Here is a 22,242-nt window from a genome sequence, read left to right on the forward strand (position 1 = left end):
AAACTATGGTAAAAACTTCAGCAACCTCTGTTGGTATACTTTACATTGTTGCCACACCGATTGGGAACCGCGATGATATCAGCCTAAGAGCTTTAGCAACCCTCAAATCCGTTGATGCCATTCTTGCAGAAGATACGCGCTATTCAGGGCAATTGCTTAGCGCCTTAGGTATTCATAAGCCTTTGTTTTCCTTGCATAGCCATAATGAAGCCAATAAAAGTGAAGCCATTATTGAGGCTTTACAACAAGGAAAATCTTTTGCCTTGATAAGCGATGCAGGCACGCCCTTGATCAGCGACCCAGGCTTTCCCTTGGTAAGGCTCGCTCATGAGCAGCAAATTCAGGTAGTGCCGATTCCTGGTGCTTGTGCCCTAATTACCGCACTCTCCGCGGCAGGGGTTGCTTGCGACAGCTTTACTTTTATTGGTTTTTTACCTGCCAAACAAATGGCAAGACGGACAAAGCTAGAATCCTTAAGACAGAGCGCACACACTATTGTCTTCTATGAGTCCACGCATCGAATTCTTGATTCGCTTGACGATCTGATTGAAGTTTACGGACAAAACTATGAGTTCGTTGTTGCTAAAGAATTAACCAAAACCTTCGAGCGTTTTATTGGTGGAACGGGACAAGAGATTAAAAATTGGTTTCTTGCTGAGGAAGCACATACAAAGGGGGAATTTGTTTTTATTTTACCTGCGCAGCCTGAGGAAGATAAAACTAATCAGCAAGAAAAAGATCTTTTATTGCTGTTGCTTAATGAAGTAGCGTTGAAACAAGCGGTGAAAATAGCGAGTTTGATCACTAAGAAAAATAAGAATGAATTATATAAACTGGCTCTGGAGTTAACTAAGGACTAAAGTCGATCATGTTGGTTGAGCCTTGGCTCAACCAACATGAAAATTTGATATACGAGGAAGCACAACTGGTTCATTTGACTCATCATTGTCCGCTGAGCTCGATACTTCAATAACTGGATTTTCCCCTTCAACTTCCAGCGACTTGTGCTTCTCTTCGTAGTTGTTATATGCCGAATAAAGCTGATAAGCAATATATACTGCAGTAAGAACGACCGCTGCCTGCCAGCAAATTGCAAAAGTGGCAATAAACAGTGTAGGCAAAAATACGTTTTTAAGCATAGTGAAGATGAACTCATTTCTTGCTGCATAATAAGCCGCAATCGCTTCATTATTGCTCGGGTCGTGGTTTGCTTGCAGCCTTTTTTCTTCATAATTTTTGTAGGCTCCAGCCGAGAGATATATCGCTACACCAAAAGTACAAATTGCATAGCAGAGGATTGCTACTACTGGTGCAGTAAATACCATTGACGCGGAAAATCCTACTGCAAGCAGTAATGCGCCAGCACAGTTAAACCAAAAATAGGAACTTTCCGCACTCCAACTAAGCTCCAACTGGTCAATTTCGTCATTTAATAATTTAAGATGTTGGCCAATCTCTTTTATTTTTTCTTCCGTTAACGGTTGCCCATTTTCATCAACGTACCTCAAGAGCAAATTAGTATAAAATTCGCGATCATTGATCAATTGTTCTTTTTTAGCTTGATATTCTATTTCTGCCAAATGCCGCTGCCAGACTAGCCAACAAAAATCAAAGAAGAGAAATCCCGCAACAATCCATCCTGCAGTCGGATCAGGTATTCCAGTCAGCCAATTATAGTTGGTAATGAAATTGACTACTCCCCATACCAGATCATTCACCAAGACGGGATGGCGCTTATACAGTTCAGAGTTTAAACGCAGTAAAGCGTCGTAATCTTTTTCCTTATCCGATCCATGGCTATGCTTAACCAGCATTGCCCCATTAAAAATAAAACGGAGGGCAAAAAAAGCCACGCTGCATACTCTAAGAACTGGATTTGGAGATTCTAAGGTAGCAATAATGTTATCAACATCGATATTGCCGAACACGCTACCAATTCTATCAAGCATTTCCAATTCACGTGCTAATAGCAAAGATTGAGTTACTGTTGTGCGACAAAAAAGCCAATAAATACGTTCAACGTTTAAAGCGGAAACCCAGTCACGAATTTTTGATACTTGGGTTGGTGCTCTCAGCAAATCGATTAAGCCATTCCAGATTCTCATTCCGAGATATTCAAAAAAACTTTCATTACTGTCTTGCTCAGATTTAGTTTTTTTGTCTGGCTGTGCTTTACCGTAATTTCGAGATGCGATCCGTTCTTTTATTTCTATTCTTAGTTTTAAGAACTCATCCGCCTTACTCTCTTGGCCATAGGCGCGATGGTAATTTTGCAACATAATGCAGCAGTAATAGCCATAAAACCAAAAGACATCTTGATCGATATCGCCTTTTTGTAGACGGCCCCATAAAAGTTCGAATTCTTTTTTAAGGAGTTTTTCGTTGGGGGCTAAAAATCCATAATTATGGCTCTGGGCTCTCGCCCTTGCATCCTTTAGTGTTTTGATTTCTGCAAAAAATCGGCGTTTATCGTTAGCGAAATCTTCAAAATATCCTTCAAAGGCCATAATTACCAACTCATCAAAAAAATACACATCTCGTTTAAAAAATCAAACTTAACATTCTATTAATTAACACACAAGTCGTTTTGTATTTAATTTTTTCATCTTGTTTAGTATTAGTATGTTATTGTACAAATCAGGAGGGGTTAGAGTTGCTGTTTATTTTCCAATACAAAAGCTAGAAAATATCCGACCCAGCAAATCATCAGAAGAGAACTCTCCTGTGATTTCGCATAAGGATTGATGAGCAAGGCGTAAATCTTCAGCAAGTAACTCACCGGCTCTTAGCTCTGTGAGTTGTAATTGTCCGGCAAGTAAAAAATCTCTCGCTTGATCTAAGGCTTGTAAATGGCGTCTCCGAGCTAAGAACTGCCCTTCGGCGGGGTGATAGCCAACGACTTCTTTAATTTTTTCTTTTAATAAATCCACACCCTGGCCTGATTTTGCAGAAAGATAGATCTTATTTTCCTCTCTTTTTGCTTCTATCTTGGCTGCATCAATTTTATTAAATATCTGAATAATGGGGACTGAGGAGGGCAGAGCGGCCTTTATTTCTTCACTTAACTCCATACAAACTGGGCTATTCAGGTCGATAACCATTAATAGGCAATCAGCTCGGCTCACTTCTTGCCAAGCTCGTTTGATTCCTTCTTTTTCGACCAGATCCTCACTTTCTCTTAAACCGGCTGTATCTACAAGATGTAAGGGGATATCGTCAAGCAAAATATGTTCTCGCATCACATCCCTGGTCGTGCCAGCCACATCAGTCACAATTGCAACATCGCGACCAGCTAAGCAATTAATTAAAGTTGATTTTCCTGCGTTTGGACGTCCGGCAATAACCACAGATAAACCTTCACGCATAATTGCCCCCTGTGAGGCATTGTCTCGTATATCGCTTAGTTCTTGTAAAACCTCATCTAACATAGCAGCGACTTTACCGTCACTTAGGAAATCAATTTCTTCTTCAGGAAAATCAATGGCAGCTTCAACAAATAATCGTAAATGAATAAGTTTTTCATTGAGTTCGTTAATTCGCTTAGAAAAATCGCCTTGAAGCGACCTGAGAGCCATGCGGGCAGCAGTTTGCGAACTTGCATGAATTAGATCTGCAATCGCTTCCGCTTGGGTTAGATCGATCTTGTCATTAAGAAAGGCGCGCTCTGAGAATTCGCCAGGTTTTGCTAGTCGTGCACCTAAAAGTACCGCTTCATTCAATAGCCTATCTAAAACAATAGGCGCACCATGCCCCTGAAATTCAACAATATCTTCTCCGGTGAAAGAGTGTGGTGCTTTAAAATAAATCATTAGGCCATTATCAAGTATTTCATTCTGCGAACTGAGAAAGGAACAATAAGTTGCGAGACGCGGGCTAAGGGGTTTATTGCCATTAAGTTGTAGTGCTATGGGATAAGCTTGGGGGCCTGAGAGGCGAACAATTCCAACTCCACCGCGACCGGGTGGAGTGGCAATTGCTACGATTGTATCATTTTGCATCGTTTGCTGAAGCTAGAGTTTTCTTAGGACGATCATCGCTGTATTTGCGGGTAATGTACCATTGTTGCAAGATCGACAGCGCATTGTTGACTATCCAGTATAAAACCAAGCCTGCCGGAAAATTCCAAAACAACCCGGTAAACAGGATGGGTAAAAACATCATGACTTTCGCCTGCATCGGATCCGGGGGTGCGGGGTTTAAACGTTGTTGAATCAACATGGTCGCGCCCATGATAATCGGCAAAATATGATAGGGATCAGCGACAGCCAAATCTTTTATCCAGAAAATAAAGGGGGCTTGTCTTAACTCCACGCTTTCTAATAAAACCCAATAAAGAGCAATGAACACAGGAATCTGAATCAAGATAGGTAGGCAGCCACCCAAAGGATTGACCTTTTCCTGACGGTACAACTCCATGGTTGCCTGACTCATTTTAGCTTTATCATCGCCATAGCGTTCACGTAAAGCCTGTAATTTAGGTTGTAATTTACGCATGCCTGCCATGGATTTATAGCTAGTGGCCGATAAACGATAGAAAGCCAGTTTAATTAATACAGTGACTAATACAATAGCCCATCCCCAATTCCCAACAACCGAATGAATTGCTTTCATTAAAGAAAACAATAGCGACGATAAGAACCAGAGCCATCCATAATCAACGGTTAAATCAAGGCCAGGCGCAATTTCTTTTAAGGTGGAAGTAATTTCAGGGCCAACATACAAACTAGAACCAATCTCTTTCTGCGCACCAGGTTCTATAGTGATCGCCTGGCTAACTGCTCCAATTGTATAATCACCGTCAATAGCCCGTGTATAAAATAGATTATGACTATCGCTTTTTGGAATCCAGGCACTGACAAAATAATGTTGTTGCATGGCAATCCAACCACCTTGCGCATTCACATCAAGATTTGACTTAGTCATATCCTTGAAATTAACTTTTTTGTAGCGTTGCTGTCCGGGGTTAGAGTAAGAAGCACCAGTATAAGAACCTACATGGAAAATGCTTGATTTATCTTCTTGCGGTGAAGTGCGCAATAATTGGGTATTCATGTATCCTTTCCAAGCTGTTGTTCCTTGGTTATCGATAACATAGTTCACTTTAATCAAATAACTGCCTTTGGTGAAGGTAAATTCTTTTTTGACTGCTAAACCCTCAGGCGTTTTACCATTTAAAACCACTACCAGTTTATCTTGGCCTGGAGCTAACTGATATTGCTGTTGTGGAGAGGTAAAGCCAAAATCAACATTTTTTACCTGATTTTCATTAGTAAATAGGCTAGAGTTTGCAACATAACGTTCACCGGGTTGATTTTGTAAAAGGGTTATTGGCTTATCTTTTTCATCAACACTTACAGGGTAATCAAGAAGTTGCGTGCTGACTATATCCCCTTGCTGCAGATCGATGCTTAAATCGATTACATCGGTTTTTACTCGTACAGGGGCGCTTGAAGAACTCGTCAACGAGCTATTTTGTTCGGGTTTCAGATCTTGCTTCGGTTGATTATTCGCGGTATTAACCAAATTAGGCAGCAGGCTTCCTTGATTAGCAGTCGCTGTCGTTTGACTCGTTAATTGTTGTGGGGTTGCCGGATAATCATGCTGCCAATTCATCCAGAGGGAATAGATAACCAGCGCCAAAGCTGCATACAAAACTACACGTCGTATATCCATTAAAACTTCTCTTTGTTAGGTGATACTGGGTCATAGCCACCCTTAGCCCAAGGATGACATCGTAATAATCGGCCAACTGCTAGACCTATGCCTTTGAAAATCCCAAACTGTTTAATTGCTGCCAGGGCATATTGCGAGCAACTGGGGTAATAGCGGCAACAGGGTTTAATGATTGGGCTAATTAAAAACTGGTATAAAACAATAGGCATGCAAATCAGGATGCGTATAAAGCGATTAATTTGTCCCATATTTTACCTAATCCGGCAATAATTGTCTTATTTTCTTTTTCTGCTAAGCCGTGCTTTGCTAAAAATATCACGTCCACCGCAGGTAATTGTGTTGTACGAAAAGTTTCCCGTATTAAGCGCTTTATGCGATTCCTATCATGCGCTTTCGGTACCAATCTTTTCGATATTGCTAATCCAAGTCTGGCATTCCCCAGAGCATTTATACGATGTAGCACAACAAACTCAGGGGTAGCCAATTTTTTTGCTTGCGCAAAGACGCGGTCATAGTCACTTTTTTTTAGCAACCGCCGCGTTTTGTCAAAACAATCCACTTAAGCTGATAAACGCTTACGACCTTTTGCACGACGACGCTTAAGAACTAAACGGCCACCGCGAGTTGACATGCGTTGTCGAAAACCATGATCGCGTTTGCGCTTCAAATTACTTGGTTGAAATGTGCGTTTCATGATGAACCTGTAGTTAATTAAATTTTAAGGTTGGCAATGATAGAAAACTTTACATCTGCTGTCAAATAAGCAGGCATTCTTTTCTTAAGTTTCCGTTTTGTTCCTTGGCGCTCGCCAGTAATTATAAGTTAATTAAACTTTTTATTTTGTTCTTATTATATAGTTTTTTATTTCTGTTGATTGTTATTAAAAATCACTAATAAACATAGAGTTATATAATTTTTTATTTGTAGATAAACCCTGTTTAATGGCTTAGTTAAGATCTGGATAACTAAGCTCTAAGAAAAAAATACCTAGTTATACCCCTATTCATCCCCTAAGTTTTCCCTGTTTATCCATAGCTATTGAGAATGCAGAGTGGGCTGTTTTTTTACACAAGACCAATATATAGTTGCTTAAACGATTTTAATTTTTATCCTATCTGTGGGTAACTCTGTTTTTTTATATATTGCTCGGTATAATTGATCCTCTATCGCTTAATTTGGGGTAGCATCTAATTGCAAATTTAAATCTATGTTTGAGTGCTATTGCTTTGATAGACTCATTCACTGTCAAGTTTAATGAATTTCCCTGTCCTGCTTGGCAGCTATTTCATTTGGCGTAAGTTCGGTAGTAATATAACCTTGAGTTTTTTTGCGTGTTGCTAATTTTATTTTTGGCCTTGTCTGAGGAGTTTTTGTGTTTGAAGATGTTTGGAATAAATGCCGAGAGCTCCTAGAAGAGGAGTACTCGCCGCAACAATTCAATACCTGGTTACGTCCTTTACAGGCTGAAATTCATGAAACTGGTCTTGTTTTACTAGCTCCTAATCGTTTTGTCGTCGATTGGGTAAAGCGAAACTTTTATTCCCGACTAAAAGAGTTAATTAGCCAAATTGGTGGCGACGCTTGTACTTTGATAAGTATTGGTATTGGTACAAAAACGACTGAGCCTGTTAGTATTGAAAGTCAACCTGCTAAAGTAACTACAACTATTCCCAAAACCTCTCCTAAAAATACGGCTGATTATAAAAATTCCTACCTTAATAAGAAATTTGTTTTCGATAGCTTTGTGGAGGGAAATTCAAACCAACTCGCTCGTGCTGCGTCCTGGCAGGTTGCCGAACGCCCTGGTGATGCTTATAACCCTCTATTTATCTATGGCGGCGTGGGTTTAGGAAAAACCCATTTAATGCATGCTATTGGTAATACAATTTTAAAGAACAATCCCGAAGCAAAAGTACTTTATCTTCATTCTGAGCGTTTTGTGGCCGATATGGTTAAAGCTTTACAAACTAATTCTATAAATGAATTTAAACGTTTTTATCGCTCCTTAAATGCACTACTTATTGATGATATTCAGTTTTTTGCTGGTAAAGATCGATCCCAAGAAGAATTTTTCCATACTTTCAATGCCTTACTCGAAGGCCAGCAGCAAATTATCCTCACCAGCGATCGCTATCCCAAGGAAATCGAGGGTATGGAGGAACGACTTAAGTCTCGCTTTGGTTGGGGATTAACTGTGGCTGTTGAACCGCCTGAGCTGGAAACTCGTGTCGCAATCTTAATTAGTAAAGCCGAGCAATCAAATATTGAGTTGCCTTACGAGGTTGCCTTTTTTGTTGCTAAGCGCATACGCTCTAATGTTCGTGAACTAGAAGGGGCCTTGCGTCGGGTTATAGCGAATGCTCATTTTACAGGTAAGCCCATTACTATTGATTTTGTCCAAGATGCTTTGCGTGATTTACTTGCCTTGCAAGACAAATTAGTCACTATCGAAAATATTCAAAAGACTGTGGCTGAATATTATAAAGTGAAAGTGGCTGATTTGCTTTCTAAACGCCGTAGTCGTTCAATTGCCCGCCCTCGACAGATGGCAATGGCTTTAGCAAAAGAGTTAACTAATCATAGTTTGCCAGAGATAGGGGATCATTTTGGTGGCCGGGATCATACAACAGTTCTCCATGCTTGCCGCAAAGTTAAGGAGCTAATCCAAGATGACAATGATTTTGCTGAAGATTATAAAAACCTGATGCGTACTTTATCATCATGATCTGAGATGGAATATGTTTGATCTAACACTTACAAAAGAGCAGTTACTTACCCCCTTACTGACTGTTGCAGGAGCTGTGGATAAGAAACAATCATTGGCTATTTTATCCAATATTTTACTTCGTTTTTCTGATAATCAGTTACTGTTAACTGCTACTGATTTGGAAATGGAAATTAGTGCAAGAATTAATTGCGAAGCGAGTCAGAACCCCGGTCAAATCACTGTTCCAGCTAAAAAATTCATTGATATTATTCGCTCGCTTGACGACGAAGCCTGTTCGACAATCTCAATGAAATCAGGAACCGTTATTATCAAAGCAGGCCGCAGCCAATTTAAGCTGGCCACTTTACCCGCCGATGATTTTCCCTCTTCAGAAACTGAGCTGCACGAAGTTGAGTTTTCACTTCCAAGAGCCACCCTTATCCATCTTTTACAATCCACTCATTTTGCCATGTCTCAACATGATGTGAGGGTGTTTTTGAATGGTTTGCTAATTGAGTTAGATGCACAAACTATTACTTCAGTGGCAACTGATGGACATCGAATGGCTGTATGCAAATTGCCTTGCGAACTTAATTTTCCCCATCAGCGTTTTTTATTACCCAAAAGAGGGGTGCAAGAAATCTTGCGTTTATTAAATAATGTTAATGATGAAAAAATTGATATCGCCGCGGGTAAAGCCCATTTTAAATTATCTACTCAGGAGTATACTTTTCAATCTCGCTTGATAGACGCCCGGTTTCCACCTTATTCGAAAGCGATTCCCCGTAATCAAGATAAATTTGTTCGTATTGACAGAGATTTGTTAAAACGAGCTCTTTCACGTATCGCTATTCTGGCTCATGAAAAATCTCGAGCTGTAATGCTTCATGTGCAACCAGGTACTTTAACCCTTATTGCCAACAATCAGGAACAAGAAGAAGCAACTGAAACTTTAGAAGCTCATACTGATGGAAATGAATTAAAAATTGGGATTAATGCAAGTTATCTTCTCGATGTGTTAAATTTTGTAGGCGAAGGACTTGTTCGTTTATCCATGTCGACTACCGATAGCAGTATCTTGGTTGAATCCTTACAGGATGAACTTTATCAATATATTATTATGCCTATGAAATTATGATTCTTGCTCAATTGCATATTCAAAATTTAAGGAATATTCAAGCTGCACGATTTAATCTTCATCCTCATCTCAATATCATTGCTGGACCCAACGGTTCTGGAAAAACTTCTTTTCTTGAGTCAATTTATTTATTAGGTACTGGACATTCATTTCGTACCCGTGAAATTACTCCTCTGGTTCGTCATGATTCAGATAGCTTAGTTGTCTTTGCTCGAACAAATGACGAGCAATCTGTGAGCATACAAAAATCGACTTCTTCACCCACGCAGGTTCGTTTAAATAACTATCCTTGTCAGAGCAGTAGTGAACTTGCTCATTTCCTTCCTTGCCAGGTTTTTTACCAAGATCTTTTCCAAATCATCGATGCTGGTCCCTCGACTCGCCGTAGTTTACTCGATTGGGGATTGTTTCACGTGGAACCTAGTTACCATCTTTTATGGAAAAATTATCGACGTTCATTAAAGCAAAGAAATAGCCTATTGAGGCAAAAAGCAAAACAAGAAATGGTCAAACCCTGGGATTTAACATTGGAAGATTTAGCCACTCAACTTGATATTATGCGTCGCGACTATTTTCGCAAATTAGATGAGGAGTTTAAAAAAATACTTCCAAAAATAACGGATCTTGAATGTAGTTTGAGCTATTACAAAGGTTGGGATAGAAAGGGAACAAATAAATCGCTGTCAGAGATTTTAGCTACATCCTTCTCTGCTGATTTATCACGTCAATTTACTCAGTATGGTGCTCACCATGCTGATCTTATAATCGAATCGCAGGATTTACGAGTTAAGCAATTTTTATCTCGTGGACAACAGAAAATAATACTTATTGCATTGAAACTGGCACAAACAATTTTGATGTCTAAGCCCTGTATTTTTCTTTGTGATGATTTGTCATCAGAACTGGATGCTAATCATCTATCTTCACTACTTGAATTAATTAAATCAATAAAGGGTCAATTTTTTATAACGACAATTGATGTCAATACATTACCATTAGATTTAGATCAACAATCTTTTGTATCAATAGCGCTGTGATAAAAATGTTTCACGTGAAACTTTAATTAGAAAATTATATTTATATTAATTTGATTCTCGGGACTGATGGTTGAGTTAAACCTTTTGCTGGCTCCGGACGTAGTCTTAAGCCGGTGTATCCCCGCGAAATGAGTATCTAAGGACAATTGAATTAATTTAATCTCGTTCAGCCTGAGGAGCACGCATGGCGTGCGTCTCGAAGGCTTGGCTCTCGAAGGCCAGTCCTGAGGCTCTCGAAGGGGGGCTCTTTTGCGACACTTCGAGACAGCGCTGCGCGCTTCCTCAGTGCGAACGGGATAAACAAAAAGATCAATCAACTAAACAGTATAGTTAATTTCGTGGGAATACCTCAGTTCGAGCTGAGATCTCCCCACGAGATGAAGATTTAAGGAATTTGTATTTATTTTATTCCGTTCAGCCTGAGGAGCACGCATGGCGTGCGTCTCGAAGGCTTGGCTCTCGAAGGCCAGTCCTGAGGCTCTCAATGAGATTTTTTGCGACACTTCGAGACAGCGCTGCGCGCTTCCTGAGTGCTAACGGGATAAACAAAAAGATCAGACAAAAACTAAATAGGATAGTTAATTTCGTGAGTATACCTCTGATCCCTCGTTACGCTCGTTATGATGGAGGGAGTTACTCTTATAGCTTATTAAAAATATAGCAACTAAATATTGGCTAAAAACTAAATAACAAACCCTATCACCATATATAAAAGTGATTAGCAAGGACTGTCTACTGGCCGGTTGGTATAAGTCTTCGAAGCACAGGAAGTGCTTCGAGAGCGTCATGGATGGTAATGTCTGCTTACAACAGCCGGCCAGTAGATAGATAGGCCTGCGACTGCATCAATTTAGAAGGGCAAAAGAAACTACCATGAAATGCAACCAATCCCAACCACCAGAGCCAGAATAGTTTTAATTGACAGGTCTCTATCTCAGCGATTAGAATGGCCTGATTTTTGACAATATCACGGTGGTTTAATGGGAACTGGCTCAATAAATATTGCCTTATCAGATATTGCCGCTGCCACAAAGCGTTATTCACTTTTAGGAATATTGGGATGGCAGGATATCCGTCAGCGCTACAGGCGTTCGGCCTTAGGACCTTTCTGGTTAACTATCAGTATGGGTATCATGATCGGCACCATTGGTGTCGTATTTGGTCAAATTTTTAATTCCTCTCTCAAAGAGTTTTTACCTTTTTTATCGATTGGTATTATCCTTTGGGGATTTTTTTCTTCGATTATTACCGAAGGCTGTACTGGATTTATTACAGCAGAAGGAATTATTAAACAACTTCCGCTTCCCTTATTTGTCCATATCCTCCGTATGATTTGGCGAAACGTGCTGATTTTAGGACATAATATCCTTATTTTTCCCTTAGTCCTTTTAGTCGTAGGAAAACCCTTACACTTAGTTGCACTATTAAGTATTCCCGGATTTTTGTTGGCTCTGACAAATCTTATTTGGGTAGCTCTTCTTTTAGCGACCATTTGCACTAGGTACCGTGATTTTTCCCAAATAATTTCGAGTATGCTACAAGTCATATTCTATTTAACACCAATTATGTGGATGCCAAATCTTTTGCCTCCAGGTAAGAGTTATTATTTTTTAGAATTTAACCCTGTATATCATTTATTTGAAATTATTCGTGCTCCTTTACTCGGTCAGGCTCCTGCCCTAACGAACTGGATCGTATCAATAATTTTAGCGTTAGTCGGATGGTCTGTGACTCTAGTCATCTATAGTCGATATAAGCGCCGCATCGCCTACTGGTTATAAGAAAGAAAAGCTATGGCTTCTATTGAATTTAATAATGTTTCTGTTGATTTCCCTATCTACAATACCAATAGCCGATCGCTGAAAAAGCGATTGATGCAGGTTGCAACGGGCGGACAATTGGGTGCAACTGAACAAGGTGTCGTTGTTGTTCGTGCCTTAGAAGGTTTAAATTTTACTTTAAATGATGGCGATCGAGTTGGACTAATGGGACATAACGGTGCTGGAAAAAGCACTTTACTCCGCCTGCTTGGCGGGGTTTATGAACCCTCGAGTGGAAGTATTAAGACTAAAGGTGAAATTGGTTCTCTAATTGATATTTCTCTGGGCATAGATCATGAGTCAACTGGAAGAGAAAATATCTACGTTCGCGGCGGCCTTCTGGGAATGACTAGAGCGCAGATAAATAATCATCTTAATGATATAATTGAATTTTCCGAGTTAGGCAATTTCATCGATGTGCCAGTGCGTACCTATTCTACTGGGATGCATCTTCGCTTAGCTTTTGCGGTATCAACAATCCTTCGTCCAGAAATTTTGGTGATGGATGAATGGCTTTCAGTCGGAGATGAAAATTTTAAACGCAAAGCAGAAAAAAGAATGGCAGAAGTTGTTCAAGCCACAAATATTCTTGTAATTGCAAGCCACTCCCGTGAGCTGATATTAAATTTATGCAATAGAGTAATTTGGCTTGAACATGGAAAAGTTAAAATGGATACTGATCCTCAATCAGCTGTGGAAGCTTATTTTGGCGCATAATCGTAATAATTTTTACATGGATAATAATGAACAAAGCATACAGAAAAAGGACTGCTATTAGCGTTGCGTTTTCATCAGGTCTAAACTGCTTACATAGCGACTTGATAGCTATTAACCAAGAGCAACTAAATCCAATATTTGATGACTCGCATAGAGGGTTGAAAAAATTACTGCGACCAATCGCTCGGTTAGTATACCAAAACCTGAAGCAAATCCTTGGACCTCTTTTATTTAGAATACGTTCTTATTTTACAGCAGAATTAAGTCAAAAAAGTAAGAATCTAGAGAGTATGACAATTACCCTCCAGGAGTCGCTCGAGCTGATGCAGCGGGAACTCCATCAGCTATCAACTTTAATCTATAGACAAGATAAGCAAATAAAAGGAAAGAATGAGCCGAGGTCACTAAATTGTACAATTGAAACAGAGATAGAAAGTTTTAGGGCTATTCTCAGCAATAATCCCAATGTTTCACTCATTATTGAGTTTGATCAATCAAAGCTTAAGCGCATTAATCATAGTACTAAACAGTGGCTTAAAGCATTTGAAGATTTGAATTTATGTTATAAAGTCATTAACGAAGAAACAAAGGCCCTTGAGGATTGCTCAATTGAGCAATTAGAAAATATGGAGTTAGCAAATCTTTTCTTTGCCCGTAAAAATTCAACTGCTTGGGAGAAACTAGCAGTATGAAAAAAGGTATTATTATCATCGGCGCTGGTGGGCATGCTAAAGTGTGCATTGAGTTACTGCGTGCGATGGGGGAAGAGGTTAGTTTTTGCATTGGGAGTGAGGGGGCAGCCGATTTATGTTTAGATATAACTGTTTTACAGGGGGACAGACATCTAAGCATGCTACGCCAAGAAGGCTATTCACGAATATTTATTGCAATTGGTTCAAACTCTTTAAGAGAACGGTTGGCAACGATGGCAATAAATGAAGGATATGCACTAGTTAATGCCATTAGTCCTCAAGCTATTATTTCACCCAGTGCTCGTCTTGGCTCAGGTATAGCCATCATGGCTGGCGTGGTGATAAACGCAGAAGCGACCATTGCAGATTTAGCAATTATTAATACAGGGGCAACGGTTGATCATGATTGCCAAATCGCTAGGGCGGTACATCTAGCTCCGCAGTGTGCTTTGGCAGGCAATGTCAAAGTGGGAAGCCAAAGTTTTCTCGGGATAGGCTCTAAGGTAATTCCCGATATTGAAATCGGCGAAAAAGTTATTCTTGGGGCTGGGACTGTAGTTATTTCAAATATAATAAGTGACGCGACGGTTGTTGGAGTCCCTGCGCGTATTCTTAATAAATCAGTAGTAGGAAAGGAATGTCATGCAACGAATATCTGTCGCACAGCCTAAATTAGCGGGGAATGAACGTAAGTACGTACTTGATTGTTTAGATTCAAATTGGATTTCATCGAATGGAAAATACATTACTGCTTTTGAAGAGTCGTTTGCTAAGTTTTGTAATGTAAAACATGCGATAGCTACCAACAATGGTACAACAGCCTTACATCTAGCTTTAGTCGCACTCAATTTGCAACCTGGCGATGAGGTGATTATCCCAACAGTTACCTACATCGCTACAGCAAATGCTGTTCGCTACTGTGGGGCTACTCCCGTCTTGGTTGATGTTTGTGAAGACACAATGAATATCAAACCAGATGAAGTCGAGAAAAAAATTACTGCAAAAACCCGGGGTATCATTCCAGTCCATCTCTATGGCCACCCTGCTGATATGGAAGCAATTAATAAACTGGCAGATCAATATGGTTTATGGGTTGTTGAAGATGCAGCAGAAGCTCATGGTGCCGAAATATTGGGTAACAAAGTCGGTGGATTAGCGACTTGTGCAACCTTCAGTTTTTTTGGTAATAAAATTATTACAACCGGCGAAGGGGGCATGGTTACCACTAATGACGACGAACTTGCTGATAAACTGAGGCTATTTCGTGGACAAGGAATGGATCCTAATCGCCGTTATTGGTTTCCGGTTGTTGGTTACAATTACCGTATGACCAACATACAAGCCGCACTCGGTTTAGCACAAATGGAAACCATTGAGCAGGCTCTATCGGGTAGAGCTATTCTTGCTGATTGGTATAATGACGCGTTGCAGAAGCTTAGCGACCAACTTGTGTTACCAATAGAACTACCTTGGGCTAAGCATGTTTTTTGGATGTATACCATTTTCTTGAAAAAGGGCGGAGAGTACGAACGGGAGCGATTAAGGCAACATATGGATGAAATGGGCATTGAAACGAGGCCGGTGTTTTATCCCATGCATATGCTTCCTCCTTATGCAGAAGATACAGCATATCCAGTAGCTGACCTTTGGTCACTTCGAGGTCTTAACTTACCAATGCATTTAGATTTAACGGAAAAGGATGTACAGCGTATTGTTAATACCCTTGAAACTGCATTGAGATAAAATAATGAAAATTGCATTGTGTTCTTCATTTGTTCCTTTTATTCATGGAGGAGCGCGGAATATTGTTGATTGGCTTGAACCCGTGCTTAGAGAGGCAGGGCATCAAGTCGAACGCATTTACCTTCCTCAAGTTGATGCACCTGACCTACTCTTCCAACAAAAAATGGCTTACCGCTGGCTAGATCTAAGTTCTGCCGATCGAATTATTTGTTTTCGACCTCCTGCTCATTTTATTCCACATCCCAACAAAATATTATGGTTCATCCATCATATTCGCGCTTTCTATGATTTATGGGACAGTCCCTACCGAGGCTGCCCCAATAATAGTAAGTACAGAGGGGTACGAGACGCATTACATCAGGTGGATACTACCGTACTTAAAGAGGCAAATAAAATTTTCACTAACTCGAAAGTGGTTTCCAATCGATTAAAAGCTTTCAATCAAATGGACAGCGAAGTGTTATACCCGCCAATATTCCAGCCAGAACGATTTTATTGCAAAGACTATAATTCAGAAATTGTTTATTTTAGCCGCTTAGAACATCACAAACGACAGCATTTACTCATAGAGGCAATGCAATATACTGAAACCGCTGCTCGTTTGCGTTTATGCGGTGTTAGCTCGAATCCTGATTACCTGGAGAAGTTAATTGAATTAATTGAGGATCTGGACTTGCAAGATCGTGTCATAATGGAAAATCGTTGGATTTCAGAAGAAGAAAAAATAAAAATTTTGTCAACCTGCTTGGCAACAGCTTATTTACCTGTCGATGAAGATTCCTACGGTTATCCAAGTTTGGAGTCTAGTCTCGCTTCAAAACCAATTCTTACGACCTCCGATTCAGGGGGGGTACTCGAACTTATAAAAGATGGGTTTAATGGTTATATTACAGAACCCTCACCTAAAGCTATAGCTGAGGCTATAGATAAATTCTATTTAGATCGGGATCATTCTAAGAAACTAGGAAATAATGCGCGAATTCGCTTAGATGAACTTAATATTTCTTGGTCTCATGTAGTAGAAAGGTTGCTAGCATGAAAGTACTTATTGTCAATAATATGGCTCCCTTCATCTGGGGAGGAGCTGAAGAATTAGCAGTTCATTTACAAAAAAATTTAATTATAGCTGGGCATGAAGCAGAAATATTACGAATTCCTTTTCAATGGGAGCCGGCAGAACGAATTCCATCACAAATGCTGATGACTAGAGCATTTGAGTTATGGAATGTGGATCATGTGATTGCTTTAAAGTTTCCTGCCTACTTTATTCGTCATCCTCAAAAAACGATCTGGTTATTGCACCAATATCGCCAAGCTTATGATCTTTATGATGCAGGGCAAAGCAATATTCCAGCCAACAAGGCAGGGAATGAATTAAGAGCATTAATTAAAGCAGCTGATGAAGAAACTTTCGCCGAAAGCAGAAATATTTTCACCAACTCCGAAGTAACAAGGGAGCGCCTATTCCATTACAATGGTTTTAATGCAAAAGTACTCCATCCCCCGGTTAATGATCCAGAGATATTTACCAACAATGAAATGGGTGACTATATCTTTGCTGGAGGAAGAGTCAATAACATGAAGCGACAACATTTACTAGTTGAGGCTATGAGTCACACGGATAAAGCGGTGAAATTACTGGTTGCTGGTCCACCTGATTCACCTACAGACGCGGAACGACTTAAAGAAATGGTTGCCAGGCTAGGTTTAGAGGATAGGGTAAAGCTTGATTTGCGTTTTTTACCTCGGGAAACTTATGCAAAATATGTTAATGAGTCGATGGCTGTCGCTTATTTACCGTTCGATGAAGATTCTTTGGGATATGTTGCTATGGAAGCTGCAATTGCGGGTAAGGCTTTGATCACTACTACAGATAGTGGTGGTGTTTTAGGTTTGGCTAAGCATGAGGAAACAGGATGGGTCACAGAGGCAAAGCCAACGTCTTTAGCCGAAGCCATGAGTACCGTAGGGAAAAATATTCAACGTACTCGACGACTTGGTATGACAGCGAAAGAACTATGGTTGAGTCTTGGAATTAATTGGCCTCAAACAGTGGAGGCTCTGTTGCAATGAAATTAATACTCTTTACACCAGTCCTTAAATCTTCGGCGATTGGACGCATGGCTAGTTTAATTTCACGTAAATTAATTTCCTTTGGTCACCAAGTCATTGTAGTTCGCACAGAAGATCTAAGTTTTTATAATCATCCGATACATGATTTTGGTTCAGAACCCATTTCTTGGTGTGATAATCATCAAATCAATTTAATGTATAAATCCGCTGATGCCGTTATTTATCAGATAGGAGATAACTATGCTTTCCATCAAGGTTGTTTGACTTGGCTGCCGTATTTACCTGGAGTTGTCTGTCTTCATGATTTCTTTCTAGGAAATCTATTTAATGCCTGGGCTCAGCACCATCGAGCAGAGGCAAAAAATATACTTAAAATTTGGTATGGGTCGGCTGCTAGTGATGAGTATTTCCGACATAAGGATATTAATTCATTTATCGAGGGAACAAGAAATAGCTATCCTATGACAGAATGGCTCTGCTCAATGGCGCGAGCTGTGATTACGCATAGCAGTTGGCAAATTGGTCGTGTCTTAGATTCTTGTCCTGGGCCAGTTCACGTCGTGCCTCTCGCCTATGATGCCCCTAACCTGAGCATTGAACAGATTGAAGCTGCTGAAGAAAAAAGCAAAAAATTTTCTATATTAACTGTTGGAAATGTCAATAAGAATAAACGAGCGGCGAGTATAATTCAGGCAATAGGTGCAAATCGGGTGCTTCGAAAAAAAATAATTTATCAACTCGTGGGTGATATATCCTCGGCAACAAAAAGGGAACTAACGCGTTTAGCCAAAAAACAAAAGGTTGAGCTTGTTATTTCAGGTGAAGTTGATGACGCGGCCTTAGCCCAAGCTATCTACAAAGCGGATCTCGTCACTTGTTTACGCTGGCCTGCACTAGAAGCGGCTTCAGCTTCTACAATTGAAGCTTTGTTGTATGGTAAAGCAACGATTGTAACCGACACCGGTTTTTATAGAGAAATCCCTAAAGACTGCACTATAAAAATTAACCCCAACAATGAAATTGCTGAAATCGCGGCTGTATTAGAGAAACTTGAAAAAAATCCAGAGCTTTTGAAAGAATTAGGCTTGCAAGCAAAAAAATGGGCAATGAAAACCTTTACAGCTGATAATTATGCACTGAAACTAATCGAAACAATAGTTACCACATCGAGAACTAATGTAGTGACTAATGCAGTCAATTATTTTACCAAAGTAATGTACGATTGGGGTGCAAAAAATGAATTATTAGGCAAAGAATACATATTGCCGCCGCTAGCAATTTTTGATGAAATCACGTGAATCCCTACTATTTGTAACCCGATGAATCATGTAAAAAAAGCCTGATTAGTGGTATACTGTTTTATTTGGTTAGCCACTAGGCAAAGAGGACTCTCATGAGCGTAGACGCTAGTTATGATTCGTCGAATATCAAAGTTTTAAAAGGCTTAGATGCAGTTAGAAAGCGTCCTGGAATGTATATTGGTGATACGGATGACGGCACCGGTTTGCATCATATGGTCTTTGAAGTAGTAGATAACTCTATTGATGAAGCGCTTGCTGGATACTGCCATGAAATTAAAGTCATTATTCATAGCGATGAATCCATAACGGTCAAAGATGATGGTCGGGGGATACCTGTCGACATTCATAAAGAAGAAGGCCGCTCGGCTGCAGAAGTCATTATGACTATTTTACATGCAGGGGGGAAATTTGATGACAATTCTTATAAGGTTTCCGGCGGTTTACATGGTGTAGGTGTGTCAGTGGTGAATGCCCTCTCTGAAGAGTTGCATTTATCCATCCGTCGTAATGGCAAAATTCACGAGCAACATTACCGCAATGGTGTTCCTGATGCGCCCTTGACGATCACCGGTGATGCAACTAGCACCGGAACTCAGGTTTGGTTTAAGCCAAGTGCCAATACTTTTACTAACATTGAATTTCACTATGACATTCTTGCAAAACGGTTACGCGAGCTTTCTTTCTTAAACTCAGGCGTTTGCATTCATTTATATGATGAGCGTAGCCAAAAACAAGATACTTTCCGCTATGAGGGAGGTATACAGGCCTTTGTTGAGCATTTAAATCGCAACAAAACACCCATCATGCCCATTGTTTTTTCATTGAATGGTGAAAAAGATAATATTACGGTGGATTTGTCTATGCAATGGAATGATTCGTTTCAAGAGACGATCTTTTGTTTCACCAATAATATTCCTCAACGAGATGGAGGTACCCACTTAGCTGGTTTTAGAGCTGCATTAACGCGTACGCTTAATACTTACATCGAAAACGAAGGCTATGCGAAAAAGGCTAAAATTACCACGACGGGTGACGACGCTCGAGAAGGTTTAACCGCGGTATTATCTGTTAAAGTACCGGATCCAAAATTCTCTTCTCAAACGAAAGATAAACTTGTTTCTTCCGAAGTGAAAGCGGCTGTTGAATCGTTAGTTGCTGAAAAATTAAATGATTTCTTATTGGAGAATCCCTCGATTGCTAAATCAATTGTAGGGAAAATTATTGATGCCGCGCGTGCGAGAGAAGCAGCTCGCAAAGCGAGGGAAATGACGCGACGGAAGGGCGCGCTAGATATAGCGGGTTTACCCGGAAAGTTGGCTGACTGCCAAGAGAAAGATCCGGCGCTTTCTGAACTCTATATCGTAGAGGGTGATTCTGCGGGGGGTTCGGCAAAACAAGGCCGCGATCGAAAATTCCAGGCTATTTTGCCCTTAAAAGGTAAAATTCTGAATGTGGAAAAAGCACGGTTTGATAAGATGCTTTCTTCACAAGAAGTCGCTACCTTAATTACTGCTTTGGGTTGCGGAATTGGGCCTGATGAATACGATCCGGATAAAATACGTTATCACCGTATCATCATCATGACCGATGCGGATGTGGATGGTTCGCATATTCGCACCCTATTACTTACTTTTTTCTATCGACAAACGCCGGAATTGATTGAGCGTGGTTATATCTATATTGCTCAGCCGCCACTTTATAAAGTTAAACGTGGCAAACAAGAGCAGTACGTTAAAGATGATGAAGCCCTTTATGAGTATTTAACCCAAAGTGCAATGGAAGGTGCCGAATTTTTCCCAACGAAAGATGCACCAGCAATTTCTGCTGTCGCTTTGGAAGAGTTAGTACTACATTATCGACGTGTTGAGAAGATAATTAAGCGTCATGCTAGACGTTATAATAGTGAAGTTCTTCGACGCATCAGCTACTTACCTCAATTGCAAGGCGAAGATTTTAAAAGCCAAGACCTCGTGCACAACTGGGCGAAGCAGTTGCATCAGAGTCTTCAGCAATTAAGCGGTAAAAATCTATATTACCAAGTAGATGTTACTTATAATGATGAAAATGAGAGTTATCAGCCACGCGTATTGATAAGACAACATGGTTCTGAGCATTCAATTTTGCTCAATATGGAATTTTTCCTTTCTAAAGATTACAGAGAGCTAATCAATTTAGGCAGCAAATTATCGGCTCTTCTGGATGAAGGGGCGGTGGTTAAGCGAGGCGAGAAAACTCAGGCTGTTGAGTCTTTTGAGCAAGCCCTTGAATGGCTGATGGACGAGGCAAAACGTGGCCAAACTATTCAACGGTATAAAGGTCTTGGAGAGATGAATCCAGAGCAATTGTGGGAAACTACAATGGATCCAGAAGTTAGAAGGATGCTACAAGTGAGTATTGAGGATGCAGTAGCTGCGGATGAAATATTTACTACTCTCATGGGCGATAATGTTGAACCACGAAGAGACTTTATTGAGAGCAATGCTTTGGAAGCCGAAAATATTGATGTTTAACTAAAGTATGTTGAGCTCTACCTCATTGCCGTCAGACTATAAGCATTTTATCTGCTCTGATCAGGCTCTGAGGTATCCCCACAAAATGAGTATCTAAGCAATTTGTATTCATTTTATCCCGTTCAACTTCAGGAGCACGCATGGCGTGCGTCCCGAAGGCTTGTATTTCGATGGAGCCTTTTGCGACACTTCGAGACAGCGCTATGCGCTTCCTCAGTGCGAACGGTACAACAAAAAATAAGTATCTAATGAATTTTGGATTAATTTTATTCCGTTCAGCCTGAGGAGCACGCATGGCGTGCGTCTCGAAGGCTTGTCTCTCGATGGAGCCTTTTGCGATACTTCGAGACAGCGCTGCGCGCTTTCTCAGTGCGAACGGGATAAACAAAACGATCAATGAACTAAACAGTCTATTTAATGTCGTGGGAATATCTCAGTTCCGGCTGGGTCCTTCGAGAGCCTCATACACGGAGCCGTTAGGTTGTGTCGAAGCCTTGCTAGTCCTGATGGGAGGCTTCGGAGACGACGCAAGCAGCTCCTCTGCCCGAAGCGATTGTTGTTAGCCTAAAAGATAGTTTTGAGAATGAGCAACAGAATTCAATTTCAAAAAGAAAAAACCTCAAGACAGCTGTTCCTGTCTATAGGTTTCGTTTCTGAGTATGATGACCAAATGGGCCGCGTCCTTGCGGCGGAGCACATCCTTTGTGCTTGTCCCTTAGTATGACGTCCTGTCAGACAATCCTTGTCATCCTTTATGTTATAAGTATATCTGGTTTCTGCTAATTGTCATTGCAGGATCAGATGTGCAATATGTAAGAGATTTCTCAAATA

19 protein-coding genes are annotated in these 22,242 nt (G+C 40.4%); 13 read left to right on the top strand and 6 right to left on the bottom strand.

The window, feature by feature from the left end:
* The first annotated feature begins 5 nt into the window (after positions 1–5).
* Positions 6–860 carry a 16S rRNA (cytidine(1402)-2'-O)-methyltransferase gene (rsmI, locus tag Lnau_RS07260; protein ID WP_058504457.1) on the top strand — a complete coding sequence of 285 codons (855 nt, stop codon included), beginning with the start codon at positions 6–8 and terminating at the stop codon, positions 858–860.
* A gap of 27 nt (positions 861–887) precedes the next feature.
* Here rsmI and Lnau_RS07265 read toward each other — a convergent pair whose 3' ends face one another.
* The 6 genes from Lnau_RS07265 to rpmH all read right to left on the bottom strand — a co-directional run bounded on the left by Lnau_RS07265 (position 888) and on the right by rpmH (position 6,367).
* Positions 888–2,507, bottom strand: a complete 1,620-nt coding sequence (locus Lnau_RS07265) for a hypothetical protein (RefSeq protein ID WP_058504458.1) — start codon at positions 2,505–2,507, stop codon at positions 888–890.
* 153 nt (positions 2,508–2,660) lie between these two features.
* Entirely contained in the window at positions 2,661–3,998 is a 1,338-nt protein-coding gene (gene mnmE, locus Lnau_RS07270; protein ID WP_058504459.1) for a tRNA uridine-5-carboxymethylaminomethyl(34) synthesis GTPase MnmE, read from the bottom strand.
* Complete coding sequence (gene yidC, locus Lnau_RS07275) at positions 3,988–5,673, bottom strand: membrane protein insertase YidC (protein ID WP_058504460.1); 1,686 nt, start codon at positions 5,671–5,673, stop codon at positions 3,988–3,990. The genes mnmE and yidC overlap by 11 nt, the downstream gene beginning before the upstream one ends.
* Positions 5,673–5,921 carry a membrane protein insertion efficiency factor YidD gene (gene yidD / locus Lnau_RS07280; RefSeq protein WP_058504461.1) on the bottom strand — a complete coding sequence of 83 codons (249 nt, stop codon included), beginning with the start codon at positions 5,919–5,921 and terminating at the stop codon, positions 5,673–5,675. The genes yidC and yidD overlap by 1 nt, the downstream gene beginning before the upstream one ends.
* Entirely contained in the window at positions 5,888–6,232 is a 345-nt protein-coding gene (rnpA, locus tag Lnau_RS07285; RefSeq protein ID WP_058504462.1) for a ribonuclease P protein component, read from the bottom strand. Before rnpA ends, yidD begins: the two co-directional genes overlap by 34 nt.
* A complete protein-coding gene (rpmH, locus tag Lnau_RS07290) occupies positions 6,233–6,367 on the bottom strand; it encodes a 50S ribosomal protein L34 (protein WP_028372496.1) in 135 nt (44 codons plus the stop codon).
* A 678-nt stretch (positions 6,368–7,045) separates the two neighbouring features.
* On the opposite strand from rpmH, the gene dnaA reads away from it, so the two are divergent.
* The 12 genes from dnaA (at position 7,046) to gyrB (ending at position 21,411) form a co-directional block, all read left to right on the top strand.
* Positions 7,046–8,398, top strand: coding sequence for a chromosomal replication initiator protein DnaA (dnaA, locus tag Lnau_RS07295; protein WP_058504463.1), 1,353 nt, complete (start codon positions 7,046–7,048; stop codon positions 8,396–8,398).
* Positions 8,399–8,411: 13 nt separating this feature from the next.
* Positions 8,412–9,518 carry a DNA polymerase III subunit beta gene (gene dnaN / locus Lnau_RS07300; RefSeq protein WP_058504464.1) on the top strand — a complete coding sequence of 369 codons (1,107 nt, stop codon included), beginning with the start codon at positions 8,412–8,414 and terminating at the stop codon, positions 9,516–9,518.
* Positions 9,515–10,555: a DNA replication/repair protein RecF gene (recF, locus tag Lnau_RS07305; RefSeq protein WP_058504465.1), complete on the top strand. Its 1,041-nt coding sequence runs from the start codon at positions 9,515–9,517 to the stop codon at positions 10,553–10,555. Before dnaN ends, recF begins: the two co-directional genes overlap by 4 nt.
* Before the next feature lie 980 nt (positions 10,556–11,535).
* On the top strand, positions 11,536–12,336 hold the full coding sequence (locus tag Lnau_RS07310; RefSeq protein WP_058504466.1) for an ABC transporter permease: 801 nt from the start codon (positions 11,536–11,538) through the stop codon (positions 12,334–12,336).
* A gap of 12 nt (positions 12,337–12,348) precedes the next feature.
* The gene (locus tag Lnau_RS07315; RefSeq protein WP_058504467.1) at positions 12,349–13,092 is read left to right on the top strand and encodes an ABC transporter ATP-binding protein; all 744 of its coding nucleotides are present in this window, start codon (positions 12,349–12,351) and stop codon (positions 13,090–13,092) included.
* Positions 13,093–13,118: 26 nt separating this feature from the next.
* Complete coding sequence (locus tag Lnau_RS07320) at positions 13,119–13,784, top strand: hypothetical protein (protein WP_058504468.1); 666 nt, start codon at positions 13,119–13,121, stop codon at positions 13,782–13,784.
* Entirely contained in the window at positions 13,781–14,455 is a 675-nt protein-coding gene (locus Lnau_RS07325) for an acetyltransferase (protein WP_058504469.1), read from the top strand. The genes Lnau_RS07320 and Lnau_RS07325 overlap by 4 nt, the downstream gene beginning before the upstream one ends.
* Positions 14,427–15,527, top strand: a complete 1,101-nt coding sequence (locus Lnau_RS07330) for a DegT/DnrJ/EryC1/StrS family aminotransferase (protein ID WP_058504470.1) — start codon at positions 14,427–14,429, stop codon at positions 15,525–15,527. The genes Lnau_RS07325 and Lnau_RS07330 overlap by 29 nt, the downstream gene beginning before the upstream one ends.
* A 4-nt stretch (positions 15,528–15,531) precedes the next feature.
* Positions 15,532–16,566 (top strand): glycosyltransferase family 4 protein, encoded by a 1,035-nt coding sequence (locus Lnau_RS07335; RefSeq protein WP_058504471.1) that lies wholly within the window; start codon positions 15,532–15,534, stop codon positions 16,564–16,566.
* Positions 16,563–17,600 (top strand): glycosyltransferase family 4 protein, encoded by a 1,038-nt coding sequence (locus Lnau_RS07340; protein WP_058504472.1) that lies wholly within the window; start codon positions 16,563–16,565, stop codon positions 17,598–17,600. The genes Lnau_RS07335 and Lnau_RS07340 overlap by 4 nt, the downstream gene beginning before the upstream one ends.
* Entirely contained in the window at positions 17,597–18,898 is a 1,302-nt protein-coding gene (locus Lnau_RS07345) for a glycosyltransferase family 4 protein (protein WP_058504473.1), read from the top strand. The genes Lnau_RS07340 and Lnau_RS07345 overlap by 4 nt, the downstream gene beginning before the upstream one ends.
* Before the next feature lie 95 nt (positions 18,899–18,993).
* On the top strand, positions 18,994–21,411 hold the full coding sequence (gene gyrB / locus Lnau_RS07350; RefSeq protein ID WP_058504474.1) for a DNA topoisomerase (ATP-hydrolyzing) subunit B: 2,418 nt from the start codon (positions 18,994–18,996) through the stop codon (positions 21,409–21,411).
* Positions 21,412–22,242 lie beyond the last annotated feature (831 nt).

Source organism: Legionella nautarum, from assembly GCF_001467895.1.
Classification (GTDB): domain Bacteria; phylum Pseudomonadota; class Gammaproteobacteria; order Legionellales; family Legionellaceae; genus Tatlockia; species Tatlockia nautarum.

What these genes read in the sequence shown, in the direction of transcription:
- rsmI (WP_058504457.1), top strand. Translation starts at nt 6, where the DNA reads ATGGTAAAAACTTCAGCAACCTCTGTTGGTATACTTTACATTGTTGCC.
- Lnau_RS07265 (WP_058504458.1), bottom strand. Translation starts at nt 2,507, where the DNA reads ATGGCCTTTGAAGGATATTTTGAAGATTTCGCTAACGATAAACGCCGA.
- mnmE (WP_058504459.1), bottom strand. Translation starts at nt 3,998, where the DNA reads ATGCAAAATGATACAATCGTAGCAATTGCCACTCCACCCGGTCGCGGT.
- yidC (WP_058504460.1), bottom strand. Translation starts at nt 5,673, where the DNA reads ATGGATATACGACGTGTAGTTTTGTATGCAGCTTTGGCGCTGGTTATC.
- yidD (WP_058504461.1), bottom strand. Translation starts at nt 5,921, where the DNA reads ATGGGACAAATTAATCGCTTTATACGCATCCTGATTTGCATGCCTATT.
- rpmH (WP_028372496.1), bottom strand. Translation starts at nt 6,367, where the DNA reads ATGAAACGCACATTTCAACCAAGTAATTTGAAGCGCAAACGCGATCAT.
- dnaN (WP_058504464.1), top strand. Translation starts at nt 8,412, where the DNA reads ATGTTTGATCTAACACTTACAAAAGAGCAGTTACTTACCCCCTTACTG.
- recF (WP_058504465.1), top strand. Translation starts at nt 9,515, where the DNA reads ATGATTCTTGCTCAATTGCATATTCAAAATTTAAGGAATATTCAAGCT.
- Lnau_RS07310 (WP_058504466.1), top strand. Translation starts at nt 11,536, where the DNA reads ATGGGAACTGGCTCAATAAATATTGCCTTATCAGATATTGCCGCTGCC.
- Lnau_RS07315 (WP_058504467.1), top strand. Translation starts at nt 12,349, where the DNA reads ATGGCTTCTATTGAATTTAATAATGTTTCTGTTGATTTCCCTATCTAC.
- Lnau_RS07320 (WP_058504468.1), top strand. Translation starts at nt 13,119, where the DNA reads ATGAACAAAGCATACAGAAAAAGGACTGCTATTAGCGTTGCGTTTTCA.
- Lnau_RS07325 (WP_058504469.1), top strand. Translation starts at nt 13,781, where the DNA reads ATGAAAAAAGGTATTATTATCATCGGCGCTGGTGGGCATGCTAAAGTG.
- Lnau_RS07330 (WP_058504470.1), top strand. Translation starts at nt 14,427, where the DNA reads ATGCAACGAATATCTGTCGCACAGCCTAAATTAGCGGGGAATGAACGT.
- Lnau_RS07335 (WP_058504471.1), top strand. Translation starts at nt 15,532, where the DNA reads ATGAAAATTGCATTGTGTTCTTCATTTGTTCCTTTTATTCATGGAGGA.
- Lnau_RS07340 (WP_058504472.1), top strand. Translation starts at nt 16,563, where the DNA reads ATGAAAGTACTTATTGTCAATAATATGGCTCCCTTCATCTGGGGAGGA.
- Lnau_RS07345 (WP_058504473.1), top strand. Translation starts at nt 17,597, where the DNA reads ATGAAATTAATACTCTTTACACCAGTCCTTAAATCTTCGGCGATTGGA.
- gyrB (WP_058504474.1), top strand. Translation starts at nt 18,994, where the DNA reads ATGAGCGTAGACGCTAGTTATGATTCGTCGAATATCAAAGTTTTAAAA.